This window comes from Pollutimonas rozaliensis, assembly GCF_048751585.1.
GTDB lineage: Bacteria > Pseudomonadota > Gammaproteobacteria > Burkholderiales > Burkholderiaceae_B.
Genome location: NZ_JAZHOB010000004.1, coordinates 241,146 through 261,160, shown reverse-complemented (window position 1 = coordinate 261,160; position 20,015 = coordinate 241,146). Strand labels below are relative to the sequence as shown.

Here is a 20,015-nt window from a genome sequence, read left to right as displayed (position 1 = left end):
GGCTGAATGATGGCTGACTCTTCCAACCGTACGGATTTCGTGCGTTTCTCCCTGGATCAGGGAGTCTTGCGTTTTGGGCAATTCAAAGTCAAATCAGGGCGGATCAGCCCCTATTTCTTCAATGCCGGCCTTTTCAATACGGGTCGGTCGATAGGGCGCCTGGCGCAGTTCTATGCGCAGGCGCTGGTGGACTCCGGCCTGCACTTCGATATGCTGTTCGGCCCCGCCTACAAGGGTATTCCGCTGTCCACGGCGACCTCGGTCGCGCTGGCCGGCCACCCGTCGATGGCGGCCCGCGACGTGCCCTTTGCGTTCAATCGCAAGGAAGCCAAGGATCATGGCGAAGGCGGCATGCTGGTGGGGGCGCCCCTGCAAGGCAAAGTGGTGATCATCGACGATGTCATCACCGCCGGCACCTCGGTGCGCGAATCGGTGGAAATCATCAGGCAGGCGGGGGCCGAGCCCGCCGCCGTGCTGATTGCGCTGGACCGTATGGAGCGTGCCGGGCCCGACGGCGCGCTGTCGGCGCATTCTGCGGTGCAGGACGTCGCGGCGGCTTACGGAATACCGGTGGTCAGCATCGCGTCGCTAGCCGACATCATGGCCTTGTTGGACGGCGATGCTCAATTGGCCGAACACCGCGAAGCCGTAGCGGCCTACCGGGCCCGCTACGGCGTATAGGGCTAGCCCAGCTTTTCCTTGAGCAGGTCGTTGACCTGCTGGGGGTTGGCCTTGCCCTTGGCGGCTTTCATGACTTGGCCGACCAGGGAGTTGAACGCCTTTTGCTTGCCGGCGCGGAACTCTTCCACGATGGCCGGGTTGGCGGCCAGCACCTCGTCGATCATGGCGCCGATGGCCCCGCTGTCGCTGATCTGCTTCAGGCCGCGAGCCTCGATGATGGCGTCCGGGTCGCCGTTGTTCTCGCCGGCCCACATGGCGGCAAAGACATCGCGCGCCATTTTGTTGGAGATGGTGCCGTCGATGATGCGCACGATCAGCGCGGCCAGGGCGCCGGGGCGGACCGGGCTTTGCCCGATGTCGATTTCGTCGCGATTGAGCGCGGCGGAAAGCTCGCCCAGAACCCAGTTGGCGGCCAGCTTGGCCTGGCCTTCGGGCAGCAGGGCGGCGATTTCCTCGAAATAATCGGAACTGGCGCGGGCCATGGTCAATTGCGCCGCGTCGTAGCCGCTCAAGCCCAGCTCCGTTTCGAAACGGGCCCGTTTCGAGGCGGGCAGTTCCGGCATGGCCTGCCGTACCCGTTCTATCCAGTCGGGGGCGATGATCAGGGGAGGCAGGTCGGGATCGGGAAAATAGCGGTAATCGTGCGCGTCTTCTTTGCTGCGCATGCTGCGGGTTTCGTCGCGGTCCGAGTCGTACAGGCGGGTTTCCTGGACGACTTTGCCGCCGTCTTCGATGAGCTCGATCTGCCGGCGCGCCTCGTACAGTATGGCGCGCTCCAGGAAGCGGAAGGAATTGACGTTCTTGATTTCGCTGCGCGTACCCAACTCGGCCTGGCCCTTGGGGCGGACCGAGACGTTGGCGTCGCAGCGGAAGGAGCCTTCCTGCATGTTGCCGTCGCAAATGCCCAGCCAGACCACCAGCCCGTGCAGCGCGCGGGCATAGGCCACGGCTTCGGCGGCCGAGCGCATTTCAGGCTCGGATACGATTTCCAGCAGGGGGGTGCCGGCCCGATTCAGGTCGATGCCGGTGGACGATTCGCCATGCGGTCCGGTGAAGTCCTCGTGCAATGATTTACCGGCGTCCTCTTCCAGGTGCGCCCGGGTCAAATTGACTGTTTTTTCTTGATCGCCGACGAAAAAAGTGATGGTTCCGCCTTGTACCACCGGAATTTCGAACTGGCTGATCTGGTAGTTTTTGGGCAGATCGGGATAGAAGTAATTTTTGCGCGCGAAAATGGAACGGGGCGCGATATGCGCGCCCACAGCCAGGCCGAACTGGATGGCGCGTTCGACCGCGCCCTGGTTCAGGACGGGCAGGCTGCCGGGCAGGGCCATGTCGACTTCGTTGGCCTGTGTGTTGGGCGCCGCGCCGAAGCGCGTGCTGCTGTCAGAAAATATCTTGGATTCGGTGGAAAGCTGCGTGTGCGTTTCCAGGCCGATGACGATTTCCCATTCCATTATTGCTGTTCCGGTTTGCGTTGATGCCAGTCGGTGGCTTGCTGGTAGCGGTCGGCCACGGCGAGCAGGCGGCCCTCGCTGAAGTAATTGCCTATGATCTGCAGCCCGATAGGCAGGGGGCGCCCGGCGCCGCCGAAGCCGCAGGGCACCGACATGGCGGGCAGGCCGGCCAGGCTGACCCCCAGGGTGTAGACGTCGGCCAGCCAGTCCGCGGTGGGGTCTTCGCGGTTATCGCCGATATGCTTGGCGACGCTGGGCGTGACGGGCCCCATGATGACGTCGCAGTGGCTGGAAAACGCCTGCTGGAAATCGTTGACGATCATGCGGCGCACACGCTGGGCTTGCAGATAGTAGGCGTCGTAGTAGCCGTGGGACAGCACATAGGTGCCGACCATGATGCGGCGAAGCACCTCGGCGCCGAAGCCTTCGCTGCGTGAACGGCTGGTCATTTCGGCCAGGTCGCGATATTGCGCAGCGCGGTGTCCGTAGCGAACACCGTCGTAGCGCGACAAATTGCTGGATGCTTCGGCCGGTGCGATGACATAGTAAGTGGGGATGGAAAGTTCCGTACGCGGCAGGGAAATGCCGACCCGCAGGGCGCCGAGCGACTCGAACGTTTGCAGGGCCGATTCGACGGCGGCGGCAACATCGGGAGCCAGGCCGCCATTGAAGAATTCCGAAGGCACGCCTATGCGCAGTCCTTTCAGGGGCTGGCTGCCCGCCGATTGCTGGGCGGCGAGCGCGGCATCGAAGTCCGCCCGGATGCGGCCGGGCGCGTTCGGGGCGCCGTCGCATTGTTCCAGGCTGGTCGAGTCGCGCGAATCGAAGCCGCTCATGGGGTCGAGAAGCTCGACCAGGTCTCGGGCGTGCCGCGCTATGGGGCCGGCCTGGTCCAGGCTGGAGCCGTAGGCAATCATGCCGAAGCGCGAAACCGTGCCGTAGGTGGGCTTGATGCCGCTGACGCCGCACAGCGCCGCCGGCTGGCGCACCGATCCGCCGGTGTCGGTGCCGGTTGCGGCCATGACCAGGCCGGCCGCGACGGCCGCCGCCGATCCGCCCGACGATCCGCCGGGCACGGCGTCGGTATCCCAGGGGTTTCTGGAGGGTCCGAAGGCGGAGTTTTCATTGCCCGAACCCATTGCGAATTCGTCGCAATTGAGCTTGCCGATGGAGACCGCGCCGGCTTGCTTCAGCCGGGCCACCACGGTGGCATCGAAAGGACTGACGTAGTGTTCCAGCATTTTGCTGGCCGCGGTGCTGCGCCAGCCTTGTGTAACGAACACGTCCTTGTGGCCAATGGGTATGCCGCTGAGGGAGCCAGCCTGGCCTTCGGCCAGCTGCTTGTCGGCGGCGTCGGCCTGGGCCAGGGTGAGTTCCCGATCGATGTGCAGGAAAGCATTCAGGTCGCTGCGGGCCAGCGCGGCGTCCAGCGCGCTGCCGGCCAGGTCGCGCGCGCTGATCTCGCGCGCTTGCAGTGCCTGGCGCAGCGAGGCGATGCTGTCGAATTGTGTATGTAATGGCGTGCTTGGCATGGTTTACTCGATGACCGTGGGGACCAGGAACAGGCCGTTGTCCTCGGCGGGCGTGTTGGCCATCAGCGCCTGGCGCTCTTGCAGCGTCCGGGTGGCCGAGGCCGAGTCGGGGCGCAGGCGCAGGGCAATGTCCTGGTGGGCGGAAAGAGGGTGGGCCATGGGTTCGATGCCTGCCGTGTCGACGGCTTGCAACTGCTGGATCAGGCTTAAAATGCCGTTCAGTTCGTTTTGGGCGCGGGCGCTTTCATCCGGCGAAAGCTCAATGCGCGCGAGCTTGGCTATGCGTGCCACATCTTGTTCGGTGATTGCCATGGGTGTCTTTACAGGAAGAGGGTTGCGGCCGGCAATGTATTAGCGTGTAACGCGTTGTGCAGCGGGCTGGTTACAGAAAATAATTTGCCGTTATTCGACCTTATCAAGAATCAATTATAAGTTATCATTGTCGGTTTAATTCGTTGGTGAATTCGGGCGCCTCGCGTTTGCGCTTGATGGCAGCACCGATCCGACGGACTTTTTTCAATTATTGATATCACTGGGCGCCCATGTTCGGATTCCTTCGTAGTTACTTCTCCAGCGATATGGCGATCGATCTCGGGACCGCCAATACCCTTATCTATGTTCGCGGCAAAGGGATCGTGCTCGACGAGCCCTCGGTTGTAGCCATCCGCCACGACGGCGGCCCCAGCGGCAAGAAAATCATCCAGGCGGTCGGCCGCGAAGCCAAGCAGATGCTGGGCCGGGTGCCGGGCAACATCGAAGCCATTCGCCCCATGAAAGACGGCGTGATCGCCGACTTCACCGTGACCGAGCAGATGCTCAAGCAGTTCATCCGCATGGTGCATCCGCGCAGCATGTTTGCGCCCAGCCCCCGCATCATCGTATGCGTGCCCTGCGGCTCCACTCAGGTCGAGCGCCGCGCCATCCGCGAATCGGCCCTGGGCGCCGGCGCAAGCCAGGTCTATCTTATCGAAGAGCCCATGGCCGCGGCCATCGGCGCCGGCTTGGCTGTTTCCGATGCCAGCGGCTCCATGGTGGTGGATATCGGCGGCGGCACGACCGAAGTCGCCATCATTTCCCTGGGCGGCATGGTTTACAAAGGATCGGTGCGTGTCGGCGGCGACAAATTCGACGAAGCCATCATCAACTACATACGTCGCAATTACGGCATGCTTATCGGCGAGCCCACCGCCGAACTCATCAAGAAGGAAATCGGTTCCGCCTTCCCGGGCTCCGAGATCCGCGAGATCGAAGTCAAGGGCCGCAATCTGTCCGAGGGCGTTCCGCGCAGCTTCACGGTTTCATCCAACGAGATACTTGAATCCCTTACCGACCCCCTGAACCAGATCGTCTCGGCGGTCAAGACGGCGCTGGAGCAAACGCCTCCGGAGCTGGGCGCCGATATCACCGACAAGGGCATTGCCCTGACAGGCGGCGGCGCGCTGCTGCACGACCTCGACCGCCTGCTCCAGGAAGAAACCGGCCTGCCCGTGGTGGTGGCCGAAGATCCGCTCACCTGCGTCGTTCGTGGCTGCGGCGAAGCGCTGGAACATCTGGAACGGCTGGGTACGGTATTCATTTACGATTGAATTTGATTCTTTAAGGGTCGGGTGCCCCTTCGTGTGCGCCGGGCATATTACGGCGCAGGCGCGACTATTCCATGCAAGAATCCGGTACGATCAGGCTATTCAAGCGCGGCCCTACCGCTGAATTCAGGCTGTTCGTCTTCGTCTTGCTGGCACTGACCTTGCTGGTGGTGGATTCCCGCTGGCAGGCCCTGGATCCGGCCCGCCAGGCGATATCGGTCGTCATGTATCCTTTTCAGCGCCTCATGATGGCGCCCCGGGATGCGCTCGAGCACATCGACAACTGGACCGAGGCGGCGGCGTTGGCCCGCAGCGAGAAAGAAGCCTTGCAGCGCCAGCGCATCGAACTGGCCCAGATATCCACGCATGCCGCCCAGCTGGCCGCCGAGAACGAGCAATTGCGGCGCCTGCTGAATGTCGCCGACGCCGTGGTCCAGCCTTCGGTGGCGGTCGAAGTCCTGTACGAACCGCCCAATGCGTTTTCGCACCACCTGATCTTCAACAAGGGGTCGTCCAGCGGCATCCAGCCCGGCATGCCGGTCATCGACGAAGGCGGCATCGTCGGCCAGATCGTAAGGGTCACGCCTTTTACGTCCGAGGCGGCGCTCCTGACCGACGACAAGGTCTCGATTCCTGTGCAGGTGTTGCGCAATGGCTTGCGCCTCATCGCGTTCGGGGGCAATGTCTCGGGCAAGGTCGAAGTCCGCTATCTGACGGCTAATGTGGATCTGGCGCCGGGCGACACGCTGATCACCAGCGGGATCGGCGGGCTGTTTCCCGCCGGCCTCTCGGTAGCCACGGTCGACCATGTGGAGCGCGACGTTGCAACAGGCTTCGCCCTGGCCGTGGCAACGCCCTTGTCGCACCCCGAGCGGCATCGTCATTTTCTGGTCCTGCGGGTCGACATCTCGGCCCAGGAATCCAAGCAAGAGGAGGGCGTGTCCAATGCTACGCAAGCAGGACAATAGCGTTTCGGCAATGGGGCCGCCGCGCTCCGGCCTCAGTTCGCTGCAGCCCATCGATGCGTCGCCGTTCAAGAAGCCGTCGAGCCTGGTGTTCATCTGGATCACCCTGATGCTGGTCTGGATGGTCTCGCTTTTGCCCTGGCGTCTTTGGCAGCCGGCTCCCGATCTCTTATTGCTGGTCATCGCGTTCTGGTGCTTGAACGAGCCGCAGCGCGTCACCATGCTGACCGCCTTCGTGTTCGGCCTGTTCATGGACGTGCATGATGCCGCGTTGCTCGGAGGCCAGGCGCTTACGTTTACGCTGGTGGCCTACGGCGCCATCGTCCTGCGTCGGCGACTATTGCGTTTCAACCCCATTGTGCAAGCCATACACCTATTGCCCATATTCGTATTGGCCAACGCCATTACCCAGTTCATATGCGCCTGGCTCTCGGGGGAATGGGCCGGCTGGGGCTGGCTGTGGTCGTCGCTGTTCACGGTGGCGCTATGGCCGCTTGCGGATATTTTGCTCCATTTGCCGCAACGCCGGCTCGATGAAACCGACGCCGGCTCGGTCTAGGGCCTATGTTCGAATTCAAGAAAACCACTCACCATCAGAAGCGGCGCATGCTGTTGCGCGTGGCGGTGGCGGGTGTGCTGGCCTTGCTGTGCTTCATGGGGCTGGCTGGCCGCCTTTGGTATTTGCAGGTGGTGCGCTACGACGGCCTGGCCGCGCGCGCCGACCAGAATCGCATTGCGGTGGTGCCGATACCGCCGCGCCGCGGCGAGATACTGGACAGGAATGGTGCCGTGCTGGCGCGGAATTTCCGGGACTACACGCTGTCGGTCGTGCCAGCCAGCGTGCAGGGCGACATCAAGGAGCTGCTCGATGACCTGGGCCGCCTGGTGTACCTTAGCCCCAACGACCGTCGACGCTTTCTTCAGCACCTGAACCAAAGCGGCCGCTATAACCCCGTCCTGCTGCGCAACAATCTCAATGATACCGAGGCATCGTGGTTTGCGGCGCACGCCTTCAAGTTTCCCGGCGTCGAGCTCAGCGCCCGATGGGTGCGCGAGTATCCCGAGGGCGAATCGGCGGCGCATGTCCTGGGCTACGTGGGGCGGATATCGGAGCAGGATGTCACCCGGTTGGAAGAAGAAGGCCGCTCGGGCAATTATCGCGGCAGCAACATCATTGGAAAAAAAGGCATAGAGAAAACCTGGGAAGAGTCGCTGCATGGCCGCACGGGTATCGAAGAGGTGGAGGTCACCGCCACGGGCCGTCCGGTGCGCACGCTCAGCCGCATCGATCCGGTGCCCGGGTCCGATCTGATCCTGTCGCTGGACATAGGCCTGCAGAAGATCGCCGAAGAGCAGTTCCAGGGCCGCCGGGGGGCGCTGGTGGCCATCGAGCCCAAGACCGGCGATGTGCTGGCCTTTGTCTCGGCGCCCTCGTTCGATCCCAATCTTTTCATCGACGGCATCGACGTGGAGAATTGGCGCAAGCTTAACGAATCGCCGGATCATCCCTTGATCAATCGTCCTTTGTACGGCACGTATCCCATCGGTTCAACGTACAAGCCGTTTGTGGGCCTTGCCGCCCTGGAGCTGGGCAAGCGGACGGCGACCCAGCGCATTTCGGACCCGGGCTATTTCGAGTTCGGCGGCCAGCGCTTCCGCAACGCCGGCGGCGCCGCTTATGGCCCCACCGATATGCACCGCGCCATTGTGGTGTCGTCCGATACCTATTTCTTTTCCCTGGGGCCGGAAATCGGCGTGAACGCCCTGCACGATTTCAGCAAGCAGTTCGGATTCGGACAGATTACCGGCATCGACTTGGATGGCGAACGGCGCGGAGTGCTGCCCTCGACGGAATGGAAGCGCAAGGCGTACAAGAAACCGGCGCAGCAACGCTGGTATGCGGGGGAAACGGTTTCGGTGACGGTGGGGCAGGGTTATAACGCCTTCACCTTGCTGCAGCTGGCCCAGGCGACGTCGGTCCTGGCCAATAACGGTACGTATATGAAGCCGCATCTGGTCAGTCTGGTCGAGAATCCGCAAACCGGCCACCGGGTGCGCACGGTCACCAAGCCTTCGTACACCATTCCGCTCAAGCCGGAAAATCTGGCCGTCATCCGCAATGCCATGGCCGACGTCATGCGCTTCGGCACCGCGCGGCGAGCATTTGCGGGCACCTCCTACCAGGCGGCCGGCAAGACCGGGACCGCGCAGGTCTACAGCTTGAAAGGGGCCAAGTACAAGGCAAGCGCCGTGGACGAGCGCTTGCGCGACCATGCCCTGTTCATGGCCTATGCGCCGGTGGAGGACCCGCAGATAGCGGTGGCCCTGATTGTCGAGAATGGCGGCTGGGGCGCGACCGTTGCGGCGCCAATCGCGCGCAAGGTTTTCGACTATTGGCTTTCGCCCAAACGGGCCGATCAGAGCAACCGGGCCGACGCCGCCGCGAAATCCGAGCCCTCGGCCACTCCGCCGCTGGAAGACGAGGGCGCCAGCGGCGAGTCGCAGGATGCCGTGGTGCGTCCCGAAGATTTGCCGGCCTCTGACGAGGACGAGCCCGGCGATGGGCACGAATCGCCGCTGGCTGGGACCGACCCCCGACTTCCCTCGCGAGGTATCCAATGAAACGCATCATGCAATGGGTGATCCGCGCCGTGACGGCGTTCGACTGGCCCTTGCTGAGCCTCCTGGTCTTGATGACCATACTGGGCATGACGGTGATGCATTCCGCTGTCGGCGGCACAGATTGGCGCTTTGCCGATCAGTCCCGCAATTTCCTGATCGCCTTCATATTCATGTGGGCCGCGGCCATGGTGCCTCCGCCTTTGCTGATGAGGCTGGCGCCGTACTTTTATGTGATGGGCGTCATCCTGCTGCTGGGAGTGGAATTTTTTGGGGAAACCAGCAAAGGGGCCACACGCTGGCTGGACCTGGGCGTGGTGCGCATACAGCCTTCCGAAATGCTGAAGATTTCCGTGCCGATGATGCTGGCCTGGTACTTCCATCGGAATCAGGGCAGTTTGCGCATACTGGATTTTTTCGTGGCTGGCATACTGCTGGCGATTCCATTTTCGCTAATCGTGATGCAGCCCGACCTGGGTACGGCCTTGCTGGTTTTTGCATCGGGTTTCTGCGTAATCTATTTCGGAGGGCTGTCATTCAAGCTGCTGGTGCCCATCGCCGCCGTCGTGGTGGTCTGCCTGGGTACATTGGTGTACTACGAGACGGATATCTGCCAGCCCGATGTCGATTGGGTGGTGCTGCATGAGTACCAGAAGTATCGAGTGTGCACTTTGCTGGATCCCAGCTCCGACCCCTTGGGCAAGGGCTTTCACACCATACAGTCGATGATCGCGGTGGGCTCGGGCGGTGTCTACGGCAAAGGCTACATGATGGGCACGCAAGCGCATCTTGATTTCATCCCCGAACGCACGACGGACTTCATTTTCGCGGTCTATGCCGAGGAATTCGGCCTGTACGGCGGCGTGATGCTGCTGGTGTTGTATGGCTTGCTGATTGTGCGCGGATTGACCATCGCCGCCAGAGCCCACACGCAATTTGGCCGCTTGCTGGCGGGCTCGATGGCGATGATGTTCTTCGTCTATGTATTCGTCAACATCGGGATGGTGACCGGAGTCCTGCCCGTGGTGGGCGTGCCGCTGCCTTTCATGAGCTACGGCGGCACCGCGCTGCTGACCCTGGGCATAGCCTGCGGGATACTCATGAGCATCAGCCACTACCGGCCGGTCAGGCAGTAATTCCGTTTCTATATCAACGTGCACTTTGTCGGTTCCGCTTGCCTTACAACAGTAAAGTCTGCGCTTCGCCTTCGCGTTGACGTTTGATCTAGCGCATTTTCGGTTCAGGTGCATACGTGCTTGCGGGTTCTGGCGGCGCGATATTCAGTGGTGACTCAAGATCCGTGTGCGGTGCTCTCTGACGCGTGCCGGGTGGCGGGAGCCGGCCTTGCTCCTCGTGTCCGGTTCGGCGCCCTGCGCGCCGAACGCCGCTGCGCCTGGCTCCTGCGCCCCTTCGGGCTGCGTTCGCCGACGGCTTGCTCGGCCCCGAAAGTCGCCGCGTCCGGCCCCCGCCACCCGACCCGCTGCGGTGTTTTACGTTAGCGGCGCCGCCGGGGCGGTTTTTGTGCTTGGCCTTTTTGTGTGGCGCTCGGTGCTGCTGGAAGGGGTCTTGCGCCGTCCCGGCCTCGCGCGCCTGCCGCGCGGGCCGGGGCATTCCGAGCTTGACGGATGGTCCATCGTCAACGGTGCTCATCGCCCCAGCGGTGTCCATCGCCAACCGCGTCCATCGCTAAGGGGGTTCATCGTCAACTATGTTGCCAAGGCGCAGCCGGTGGGCAGGGGCTGGGCGACGTTTGAGCAAGCCGGCGCAGATGCTTTGCGGCGGGGGCGTAAGAGGGCGCGCATGTTTGAGCCGGCCATCAGCCCACAGGCGGCTGATGGCTGGCGAGTTCGCGCCCGACCCCGGCGCAAAGCGGCTGCAAGGGAACCCCGAAGGGGCGCAGCGATCCGAGCACGGCCCCTGCCCACCGGCTGCGCCGGTTTGATAAGCTGGAGCAGAGCCACACGCTTACCGGCCATAAAGCTTTGTAAACACCTGAACCGAAGATGCGCTAGAAAAGGAATGACTCGTCGAACAGCCCGCCCAGTATCTTCTTCACGGGCGCGGGCAGGGCGGTGGCGGACAGATCGCCGACGGGTATCCAGGCCTGCCGTGGCGCCGGTTCAGCGGCGATAGGCGTTTCGGCCCGCAAATACCAGGGTTCTATATGCAGCCGAAAGTGCGAAAACACATGCACAAGACCGGCCATTTTCTGTGCCGTTCCGGGGCTTTGCCCCCAGTTTGCGCAAGCCGTTGCCAGGGCCTGCTCGTCCTCGTACTGAGGCAGACTCCACAAGCCGCCCCAGATGCCGGGCGAGGGGCGTTGTTCCAGCAGAATGGCACCCGACGAGGCCAGGATAAGCATCTTGCATTGACGCTCTGGACTGGTTTTTTTCTTCTTGGGAGCGGGCAGTTCCCTTTGCCTGGAATGTGCAAAGGCATAGCAATTCGATTGCAGGGGGCATTGCGGACAGTCGGGCCGGCTGCGGGTGCAGCATTGTGAACCCAGGTCCATCAGGCCCTGGGTATACGCCGCCATGTCGGGAGCCGGCACGGCTTGGTCCAGGGCCGCTTCGGCGCTGCGCCACAGCAACTGCTCGGTGGCCCGCTCGCTGGTGATGCCTTCTATGCCGAAGTAACGGGTGAAGACGCGCTTCACATTGCCGTCCATGATGGGGCAGCGTTCGCCATAGGCAAAGGCGGCTATGGCCGCGGCGGTCGAGCGGCCTATGCCGGGAAGGGTAGCGATTTCGGCCGATGTCTTGGGGAAGGCGCCGCCCCAGTCGGTGCATAGCGCCTGGGCACAGCGATGCAGATTACGCGCCCGCGCGTAATAGCCCAAGCCGGCCCAATAAGGCATGACTTCTTCCTGGCTGGCCGATGCCAGGGTCTGGATATCCGGAAAGCGCGACAGGAAGCGCTCGTAATATCCGATGACGGTGGCAACCTGGGTTTGCTGCAGCATGATTTCGGACAGCCAGATCCGGTAAGGGTCGCGGGTGCCTTGCCAGGGAAGATGATGGCGGCCGTGCCGCCTTTGCCAATCGACGATCGTGTTTGCGAATGTGTGCAGGCGGGGATCTTTGTTCAACAGCATCAGAATCGGGTATTGCGTGTGACGGACCAGCGGGCCGACAGGGCGGCCAATATCGCCACCAGCACAAAGGCCAGCAATAGGCTCAGGGCGTCGGGCAGTTGCAGCGCCATGTGGGCGCCGTAGCTATTGGCCAGACGTGCCAGCGCGGCATTCAAGGGATACAGGGCCAAGGCGGCAAAGATAAGTGCGACGGCGCTGGCCACCATGCCGGTCAGCGCGCCCAGGTAAAGAAACGGCCTTCGCACAAATGACTCCGTGGCGCCCACCAGGCGGGCGACCGCAATCTCTTCGCGTTGCGTAAGGGCCTGCATGCGTACGGTATTGAAGACCGTGGCCAGTACGACCAGCGCCACGCCTGCGGCCAGCATGCCCAGGCCTATTCGCACGAATCCCAATATGGCTTCCAGGCGCCTGACCCAATCGCTGTCCAATTGCACCGAGTCGACCTGGTCCAGCTCGCGCCATTGACGTGCCAGCGCGCTGGCATGCATGGCGAGCTCGGGCGATTCGCGCAGGACGACGACGATGGCATCGGGCAGGGGATTGCTGGACAGGACGGCCAGCGCATCGCTCCAGGACGGATTGGCTTTCAGGCTTTCCAGCGCCTGCTCGCGCGTGACGACTTTGGTGCTGGCGATCTCCGAGCCATGCTTTTCCTTCAAGTCGGCCGCCAGCTTCCGGGCCTGGTCGGCCGTGGCGGATGGGGCCAGGAAAACGGTCAACTCGGGCGATACCGGTATTTGCCTTACGACCGGCTGGGCCGAGACCAGCACCGATGCCGCGATAATGGGAATGGCCAGCGTCAGGCCAATGACAAGAATGTTGGACAGGGATGAAAACGGTTGCGCCAGAAGACGGCGCACAGCTACCAGCATTGCATAGCGGTGTTGTCGCAGCCAGCGCCTCATTGCGTTACTCCTTGGGTATCGGAAAAGCGGCCCGCGTCGATGCGTAGCGTGCGTGATGCATAAGAAGCCATGAGAGCGCGGTCATGCGAGGCGATGAGCGTGGTCACGCCCACACGGTTGAAATCGCGGAACACCTCCATGATTTTGCGAGCGCTTTCCTCGTCCAGATTCGCGGTGGGTTCATCGGCGATAAGAATGGCGGGCCGGTTGACGATGGCGCGGGCGATGGCCAGTCGCTGCTGTTCGCCGCCCGACATCTCTACCGGGTTCAGGTCTTCCTTGCCCGACAAGCCGACTTTTTCCATGGCGGCGCGTGCACGCGTGCCGGCCTGGCGCGTTTCCAGCCCGATGACGGCCAGGGGCAGCAATACATTGTTGATGGCGTTGCGGTCGTACAGCAAGTGGGTGTCCTGAAGTATCACGCCCACGGCACGCCGCAAGTAGGGCCGTGCACGGCCCGGCATCTTGTCTATGCGATGGCCGTTGACATGGACCGATCCGCGGCTGGGCGGCTCCAGGCCGCCGATCAGCTTTAGCAGCGTCGATTTGCCGGCGCCCGATGGGCCCGATACGAATACGAATTCGCCGGGCTCGACGCGAAAATTGATATCGGCCAGGATATTGCGCCCGCGCCCATATGACTTGAATACATGCTGAAATTCGATCATGGCGACAATGAAGTTGATACCTGAATGATAAGGGCCCAAAGGCCGCGCTGCGCGTTTTTCATGACTGCCCGCAGAATGAAGAATAGGTTTTTCCAGCTGTTACAAAGCATGTCTCAAGGGATATCCCCCATGTTTTTAATGCTTCTCAACAGCTACGATTCGACACCTAACGGCTCAATAGAGATTGTATGCCGTGTTCATAAACTCGAAGCGATACGGAAGGGACTAATCATGAAACTCATCAAAGCGGCTGCGCTGGGCGCCTCGCTGTTTTTTTTCGCTGCCGCGTCCAACGCCGGCGAAACGTTCGACGCCGTCAAGAAGAAAGGTTTTGTACAGTGCGGCGTACATACGGGCCTGCCTGGTTTTTCGATTGCCGATAGCAAAGGCCAGTGGAGCGGCATTGACGTGGATATCTGCCGCGGTATCGCCGCCATGTTGTTCGGCGACGCCACCAAGTACAAGACGACGCCCGTAACGACCCAGCAGCGGTTCACGGCGCTGCAGTCCGGAGAGATCGACGTCCTTACCCGCAACACCACGGCCACCATGACCCGCGACACCACGCTGGGCCTGATGAGCCCCGGCATCAACTACTATGACAGCCAAGGCATCATGGTCAGCAAGAGCCTGGGCGTAAAAAGCGCTAAGGAACTGGGCGGCGCGGCGGTGTGCGTACAACCGGGCACCACCACCGAGCTTAACCTGGCCGACTGGTTCCGCGCCAACAAGCTGGAATTCAAGCCTGTCGTGATCAACAGCCCCGACGAAGCCATGCGCTCATACGTGGCTGGCCGTTGCGATGCCTACACGACCGATAAATCCGGCCTGGCCACCATCCGCTCCACGCTGGCCAATCCCGACGATCACGTCATCCTGCCCGAGGACTTTTCCAAAGAGCCGCTGGGCCCCATGGTTCGCCAGGGCGACGACCCCTGGTTCATGGTGGTGCGTTGGACGCTCAACACCATGCTTGAGGCCGAAGAGTACGGCATTACGTCCAAGAATGTCGACGAAATGACCAAAAGTCCCAACCCCAACATCCAGCGCATCCTGGGTGTTACCGGCGAAATGGGCAAAGGCCTGGGGCTCGACAAGAAATGGGCTTACAACATCATCAAGCAAGTCGGCAACTATGGCGAGTCGTTCGAGCGTAACATCGGCATGAGCTCGGCCATGAAGCTGGAGCGCGGCTTGAACGCCCAGTGGCAAAAGGGCGGTCTGATGTACGGCTGGCCTATCCGCTAAGCCTTCAAGGCATGTAAGTAAGAAGGCGGGGCGGCTTGCGCCGTCCGGCCTTCAGGCAAAGGGGGCTGCGTCAGAGCCTCCAAACGATTTAAACTTTATGACGAATAAAAAACCTTTGCCTCGGTCTCCCAAGCGGCGTTTATCCTGGAACGATCCTGGCTTGCGGTCGCTAATTTATCAAGTGCTGGTCCTTAGCATAGTCGGGCTTGGCGTCTGGTATCTGGTTTCCAATACCCTGCACAATCTGGCGGTACGCAATATTTCCACGGGCTTCGGCTTCCTGGACCGCGAAGCCGGCTTTGCCATCGGCGAGTCTGTGGTCGATTACACGCCGGCGGATACCTATGGACGCGCCATCTGGGTCGGCATTCTCAACACTTTGCGCGTATCGGTGGCCGGCATTATTGCCGCGACCCTGTTCGGCACCGTGCTGGGTATTGCCAGGCTTTCCAAAAACTGGCTGGTTTCACGGGTGGCCAGCGCCTATATCGAAATCATGCGCAACATTCCCCTGTTGCTGCAACTGTTCTTCTGGTACGCCATCATCACCGAGGTCATGCCCGGCCCCCGCGATGCGCTCCATCCCATGCCGGGCGTTTTCATTTCCAATCGTGGCCTGAAGCTGCCTTCCGTGCAGGGAGATGCCCTGGACTGGGTCATGGGCGGTTTGGCGCTGGCCATTCTCGCCATATTGGTGCTGGGCCACTGGGCCAAGAAACGCCAGGAGGCAACCGGCAATATTTTTCCGCTCGGCCGCGCGGCCGTGGCGCTGATTATTGCCTTCCCCGTGGCGGGCTGGCTGGTCAGCGGCGCTTCGCTCACGCTCGAGATGCCTGTGCTGAAAGGCTTCAATTTTTCCGGCGGCATCACTATGTCGCCGGAGTTTGCCGCGCTGCTGGCCGGGCTCATCATCTATACCTCGGCTTTCGTGGCCGAGGTCGTGCGGTCGGGCATCCAGTCGGTCAATGCGGGCCAATGGGAGGCGGCCGAAGCCATAGGGCTGTCGCGCTCGCGCATGCTGCGCCTGGTCATACTGCCCCAGGCCTTGCGCGTCATTGTGCCGCCCATGACCAGCCAGTACCTTAATCTGACCAAGAACAGCTCCCTGGCGGTGGCTATCGGCTATCCCGACATCGTGTCGGTGGTCAATACCACGCTCAATCAAACCGGACAGGCCATCGAGGGCATTCTTATTATCATGGCGGCCTACCTGACCGTCAGCCTGTCGATTTCCGTATTCATGAATTGGTATAACAAGCGCATAGCGCTGGTGGAGCGCTAATGAACACGCACACCCCGACCGCGCCCAGCCTTCCTCCGCCACGCGCGCAGCAGGGGGTTATCGGATGGATGCGCGCCAGTCTTTTTTCATCTCCGCTCAATACCCTGCTGACGGTGCTGGTCGCCTGGCTCTTGCTCATGGCCATTCCGGCCGTGGTCGAATGGCTGTTCATCCGCGCCAATTTCGATGCCACCAATGCCCAGGAGTGCCGCGCCTCGGGCGGCGCCTGCTGGGCCTTCATCGCCGAAAAGCATCGTCTCATCCTGTTCGGCGTCTATCCCTACGATGAACAATGGCGGCCCTTGCTGGCCACGATCATCCTCATCGCCGTCATCGTGTGCAGCTGCATACGCTGGTTCTGGAAGCCTTTCCTGGGACTGATCTGGATCGTGGCGCTGGTTTCGGTGGCGGTTCTCATGTGGGGCGGCGTATTCGGCCTGACCCATGTCGAAAACGACCGCTGGGGCGGCTTGCCGCTAACGCTTATTCTGGCCACCTTCGGGATTGCCTTTGCTTTCCCCATCGGCCTGTTGCTGGCCTTGGGCAGGCGTTCCCATATGCCCGCCGTCAAGGCCTTGTGCGTCGTCTATATCGAGCTCATCCGCGGTGTGCCCCTGATCAGCCTGCTGTTCATGTCCTCGGTCATGCTGCCCTTGTTTCTGCCGGAAGGCTTCAGCATCGACAAGCTTTTGCGCGCTCAGATAGCCATCATCCTGTTCGCCGCGGCCTACATAGCCGAAACGGTGCGCGGCGGCTTGCAGGCGATACCCAAGGGCCAGTACGAAGGCGCGGACTCCATCGGCCTGAGCTATTGGCAGCAGATGCGCAAGATCATATTACCCCAGGCGCTGAAGGTCGTCATTCCGCCGCTGGTCGGTATTTTCATTGCGCTCTTCAAGGACACCTCGCTGGTGGTGATCATCGGCATCTTCGACCTGACCCAGGCCGCCAAGACCGCGGTGGCCGATGCCGCCTGGCGCGGCTTCAGCACCGAGGCCTACCTGTTCATCGCCTTCATCTATTTCATTTTCTGCTTTTCGATATCCCGCTACAGCCAGTCGCTTGAAAGACATTTGCGCACGGGACATCAACGCTGATCAATACGGCGCCCGCGGCATTGCGGGCAGATACAAAGGAGTACAGACATGTCTGAGGCCATTATCCGCCTGGCAGATGTCAACAAGTGGTATGGACAGTTCCATGTGCTGCGCAACATCAATCTGAGCGTCGCGCCCAGCGAGCGCATCGTCATTTGCGGCCCTTCCGGGTCCGGCAAGTCCACCATGATACGTTGCATCAATCGCCTGGAAGAGCATCAGCAAGGCAGCATCGTGGTCGATGGCACCGAGCTTACCAACGACCTGAAGCAGATTGAAACCATACGCCGCGATGTCGGCATGGTGTTCCAGCATTTCAATCTTTTCCCGCACTTGACTGTGCTGGAAAACCTGACGCTGGGACCGGTGTGGGTGCTCAAGAAGTCCAAGGCCGAAGCCGAGGCCACCGCCATGAAGTACCTTGAGCGCGTCCGTATTCCGGATCAGGCGCTGAAGTTCCCCGGCCAGTTGTCGGGCGGCCAGCAGCAACGCGTGGCCATTGCCCGCTCCTTGTGCATGAGCCCCAAGATCATGCTGTTCGATGAGCCCACTTCGGCGCTCGACCCCGAAATGGTCAAGGAAGTGCTGGATGTCATGGTGGGCCTGGCCGAAGAAAGCGGCATGACCATGTTGTGCGTCACCCACGAAATGGGTTTTGCGCGCAAGGTCGCCGATCGGGTCATTTTCATGGACCAGGGCGAGATCATCGAAGAAAACACACCTGACGCGTTTTTCGATAACCCGCAAAACGAACGAACCAAGTTATTCCTTAGCCAGATACTCCACTAATCAACGGCCCGCCCGTATACCGCAACCGGGACTGCGGGCGGCTATTTTGTGGCGTAGCGGTCTCCGCGTGTCCATTCTTGTTGCACGGGACGGACACTTCTCTCGCGCCGAAGGCGATATTCGTGTACGGTAATGCCTTCTTATAATTTATGACAAGGGATTACGTATGTTGTCCGGCCTTAAAACCATTTCGTCCGCTGCGATTGCCGCCTGCTTTGCCATGGCGGCATTTGCGGCACCGGCTGCGGCGGAAGACTTTCCGTCCAAGCCCATCCAGTTCATCGTGCCGTACGCGGCAGGCGGCCCCCTTGACGGCATGGCGCGCTTGCTGGCTGAAAAGGTCAAGTCCGACCTGGGTACCGTCATCGTCGAGAACAAGCCGGGCGCCGGCGGCAATATCGGCGCCAGCATCGCCGCCAAGGCCAAGCCGGACGGCTATACCCTGGTCATGGGCGCGGTTGCCATCAACGCCATCAATCCCTGGCTGTACGAAAAACTGCCCTTCGATCCGGTAAAAAGCTTCGAGCCGGTGACGCTGGTTGCATCGGTGCCCAACATATTGATCGTGAACAACGATTTTGCATCGGCCAACAAGATCAATTCGGTCAAGGATCTTATCGCCTACGCCAAGAAAAACCCGAACATCCTGAACTTCGGCTCCGGCGGCAACGGCAGCGCCGGGCATCTGGCGGGCGAACTGCTCAACGTCCGGGCCGACATCAAGTCCGTCCACGTACCGTACGCCGGCGCCGCTCCCGCCAAGCTGGCCTTGTTGGCAGGCCAGATCAATTTCATGTTCGACAACCTGGCATCGGCCGCAAGCCTGATTACCGAAAACAAGGTCAAGGCCTTGGCCGTCACCACCACCGAACGTTCGTCGGCATTCCCGCAAGTACCCACCATGCAGCAAGAGGGCGTTGAAAAGTTCGACCTGGGTACCTGGTTCGGCGTATTCACCACTGGCGGCGCACCGAAAGCGGTGGTCGACAAGCTGAATGCGGCCTATGTAAAAGCCTTGCAGGATCCCGCCGTGCGCAAGAACCTGTTGACCATGGGTTCCGACGCCAAGCCGACGACGCCGGAAGAGTTCGGCGAACTGGTCAAGCATGACTTGGCCAAATACAAGGAAATCGTCGAAGTCTCGGGCGCCAAGCTGTTCTAAGCCCAGGCCCGTCGTACACGGCAGTACCGGCGCGGCAAGCGCCGGCTGCTGGCACGCGAATCCCCATGGACTTTTGGTTCATGGGGATTTTTCTTTTCGCAATGTCAACAAAAGTCAAAAACCGGCTCCTGATCCAAAATGTAACATCCTGGGGGTTTCCTGCTTGCTAGCATTGACGCCACACAAGCTGTAAACACCTGGAACAAGGAGAATGGTATGAACATATCTATGCGAGCCAGCCGGATCGCCGCCAGCATTGGGGCTGTTGCCATAATGGCCGGATGCGCCAACATGCAGGGGATGGGTACGGGCGGCAAGACAGCCGTCGGCGCGGGCGCGGGCGCAGCGGTCGGCGCGGGCCTGGGCGCCCTGATCGGCGACAGCAGCAAGGCGGCGATGATCGGGGCCGGGATAGGCGCGGTCGCCGGCGGTATTGCCGGCTACAACTGGGCGGGCGTGAAGAACGATGTCGAAAAATCCGGCGCCAGCAGCCTGGGCGTGGATGTGACGGAAATGCCCGACGGCACGCTACGCGTGAACATACCCAGCAATGTGTCTTTCGACACGGGCAAGTATGCCTTGAAGCCCGCTCTGCTGCCGGTATTGGACAGCGTTGCGCGAGCTCTGGTGCAGCATCCGGAACTGCGGGCAAAATCCATCGGCTATACGGATAGCACCGGGTCGGCGGCCACCAATCAGACGCTGTCGATCAACCGCGCCCGCGCTGTGGCAAACTACTTGACCGACCGGGGTGTTCCGGTGGGCAACCTGACCGCGGAAGGCAGGGGTCCGCAAAACCCGGTAGGCGATAACGCAACGGCCGAGGGCCGCGCAATGAACCGCCGAGTGGAACTCTACCTGTATGCCGTCAAGCAGCCATGATCCGGCGTTATCAAGGTAAAGGGCGGCCAAGGCAGGGCTGATTCGAAT

At 61.4% G+C, this 20,015-nt stretch carries 18 protein-coding genes; 12 read left to right on the top strand and 6 right to left on the bottom strand.

Annotated elements, in window-relative coordinates; all coding sequences use genetic code 11:
- Positions 1-9 precede the first annotated feature (9 nt).
- Entirely contained in the window at positions 10-681 is a 672-nt protein-coding gene (pyrE, locus tag V0R37_RS09450; RefSeq protein ID WP_420374296.1) for an orotate phosphoribosyltransferase, read from the top strand.
- 2 nt (positions 682-683) lie between these two features.
- On the opposite strand, the gene gatB is transcribed toward pyrE, so the two are convergent.
- Genes gatB through gatC form a run of 3 tightly spaced genes read right to left on the bottom strand, consistent with a single transcriptional unit; the run spans position 684 to position 3,982 of the window.
- The gene (gene gatB, locus V0R37_RS09445; RefSeq protein ID WP_420374295.1) at positions 684-2,138 is read right to left on the bottom strand and encodes an Asp-tRNA(Asn)/Glu-tRNA(Gln) amidotransferase subunit GatB; all 1,455 of its coding nucleotides are present in this window, start codon (positions 2,136-2,138) and stop codon (positions 684-686) included.
- On the bottom strand, positions 2,138-3,670 hold the full coding sequence (gatA, locus tag V0R37_RS09440; protein WP_420374294.1) for an Asp-tRNA(Asn)/Glu-tRNA(Gln) amidotransferase subunit GatA: 1,533 nt from the start codon (positions 3,668-3,670) through the stop codon (positions 2,138-2,140). The genes gatB and gatA overlap by 1 nt, the downstream gene beginning before the upstream one ends.
- A gap of 3 nt (positions 3,671-3,673) precedes the next feature.
- Positions 3,674-3,982 (bottom strand): Asp-tRNA(Asn)/Glu-tRNA(Gln) amidotransferase subunit GatC, encoded by a 309-nt coding sequence (gene gatC / locus V0R37_RS09435; RefSeq protein ID WP_420374293.1) that lies wholly within the window; start codon positions 3,980-3,982, stop codon positions 3,674-3,676.
- 230 nt (positions 3,983-4,212) lie between these two features.
- Here gatC and V0R37_RS09430 point away from each other — a divergent pair, with 230 nt between their 5' ends.
- The 5 genes from V0R37_RS09430 (at position 4,213) to rodA (ending at position 9,973) form a co-directional block, all read left to right on the top strand.
- Positions 4,213-5,256 (top strand): rod shape-determining protein, encoded by a 1,044-nt coding sequence (locus V0R37_RS09430; RefSeq protein ID WP_041682717.1) that lies wholly within the window; start codon positions 4,213-4,215, stop codon positions 5,254-5,256.
- A 71-nt stretch (positions 5,257-5,327) separates the two neighbouring features.
- Entirely contained in the window at positions 5,328-6,221 is an 894-nt protein-coding gene (gene mreC / locus V0R37_RS09425) for a rod shape-determining protein MreC (RefSeq protein WP_420374292.1), read from the top strand.
- On the top strand, positions 6,199-6,777 hold the full coding sequence (gene mreD / locus V0R37_RS09420) for a rod shape-determining protein MreD (protein WP_420374291.1): 579 nt from the start codon (positions 6,199-6,201) through the stop codon (positions 6,775-6,777). The genes mreC and mreD overlap by 23 nt, the downstream gene beginning before the upstream one ends.
- Before the next feature lie 5 nt (positions 6,778-6,782).
- Positions 6,783-8,840, top strand: coding sequence for a penicillin-binding protein 2 (gene mrdA, locus V0R37_RS09415; RefSeq protein ID WP_420374290.1), 2,058 nt, complete (start codon positions 6,783-6,785; stop codon positions 8,838-8,840).
- Complete coding sequence (gene rodA / locus V0R37_RS09410) at positions 8,837-9,973, top strand: rod shape-determining protein RodA (protein ID WP_420374289.1); 1,137 nt, start codon at positions 8,837-8,839, stop codon at positions 9,971-9,973. Before mrdA ends, rodA begins: the two co-directional genes overlap by 4 nt.
- Before the next feature lie 872 nt (positions 9,974-10,845).
- Here rodA and mutY read toward each other — a convergent pair.
- From mutY to V0R37_RS09395, 3 genes are read right to left on the bottom strand one after another with little or no spacing between them, the layout of a single operon-like run.
- Entirely contained in the window at positions 10,846-11,931 is a 1,086-nt protein-coding gene (gene mutY, locus V0R37_RS09405) for an A/G-specific adenine glycosylase (RefSeq protein ID WP_420374288.1), read from the bottom strand.
- The gene (locus V0R37_RS09400) at positions 11,931-12,839 is read right to left on the bottom strand and encodes a cell division protein FtsX (protein WP_420374287.1); all 909 of its coding nucleotides are present in this window, start codon (positions 12,837-12,839) and stop codon (positions 11,931-11,933) included. The genes mutY and V0R37_RS09400 overlap by 1 nt, the downstream gene beginning before the upstream one ends.
- Positions 12,836-13,507, bottom strand: a complete 672-nt coding sequence (locus tag V0R37_RS09395) for a cell division ATP-binding protein FtsE (protein WP_420374286.1) — start codon at positions 13,505-13,507, stop codon at positions 12,836-12,838. Before V0R37_RS09395 ends, V0R37_RS09400 begins: the two co-directional genes overlap by 4 nt.
- Positions 13,508-13,738: 231 nt before the next feature.
- Here V0R37_RS09395 and V0R37_RS09390 point away from each other — a divergent pair, with 231 nt between their 5' ends.
- The 6 genes from V0R37_RS09390 to V0R37_RS09365 all read left to right on the top strand — a co-directional run bounded on the left by V0R37_RS09390 (position 13,739) and on the right by V0R37_RS09365 (position 19,967).
- A complete protein-coding gene (locus V0R37_RS09390; RefSeq protein ID WP_420374285.1) occupies positions 13,739-14,755 on the top strand; it encodes an amino acid ABC transporter substrate-binding protein in 1,017 nt (338 codons plus the stop codon).
- Positions 14,756-14,852: 97 nt separating this feature from the next.
- The gene (locus V0R37_RS09385) at positions 14,853-16,037 is read left to right on the top strand and encodes an amino acid ABC transporter permease (protein WP_420374284.1); all 1,185 of its coding nucleotides are present in this window, start codon (positions 14,853-14,855) and stop codon (positions 16,035-16,037) included.
- Entirely contained in the window at positions 16,037-17,134 is a 1,098-nt protein-coding gene (locus V0R37_RS09380) for an amino acid ABC transporter permease (protein WP_420374283.1), read from the top strand. The genes V0R37_RS09385 and V0R37_RS09380 overlap by 1 nt, the downstream gene beginning before the upstream one ends.
- Positions 17,135-17,182: 48 nt before the next feature.
- Entirely contained in the window at positions 17,183-17,923 is a 741-nt protein-coding gene (locus tag V0R37_RS09375; protein ID WP_420374282.1) for an amino acid ABC transporter ATP-binding protein, read from the top strand.
- A 166-nt stretch (positions 17,924-18,089) separates the two neighbouring features.
- Positions 18,090-19,085 (top strand): Bug family tripartite tricarboxylate transporter substrate binding protein, encoded by a 996-nt coding sequence (locus tag V0R37_RS09370; RefSeq protein WP_420374281.1) that lies wholly within the window; start codon positions 18,090-18,092, stop codon positions 19,083-19,085.
- Positions 19,086-19,301: 216 nt separating this feature from the next.
- Positions 19,302-19,967: a YiaD family glycine zipper/OmpA-like lipoprotein gene (locus V0R37_RS09365; protein WP_420374280.1), complete on the top strand. Its 666-nt coding sequence runs from the start codon at positions 19,302-19,304 to the stop codon at positions 19,965-19,967.
- Positions 19,968-20,015 lie beyond the last annotated feature (48 nt).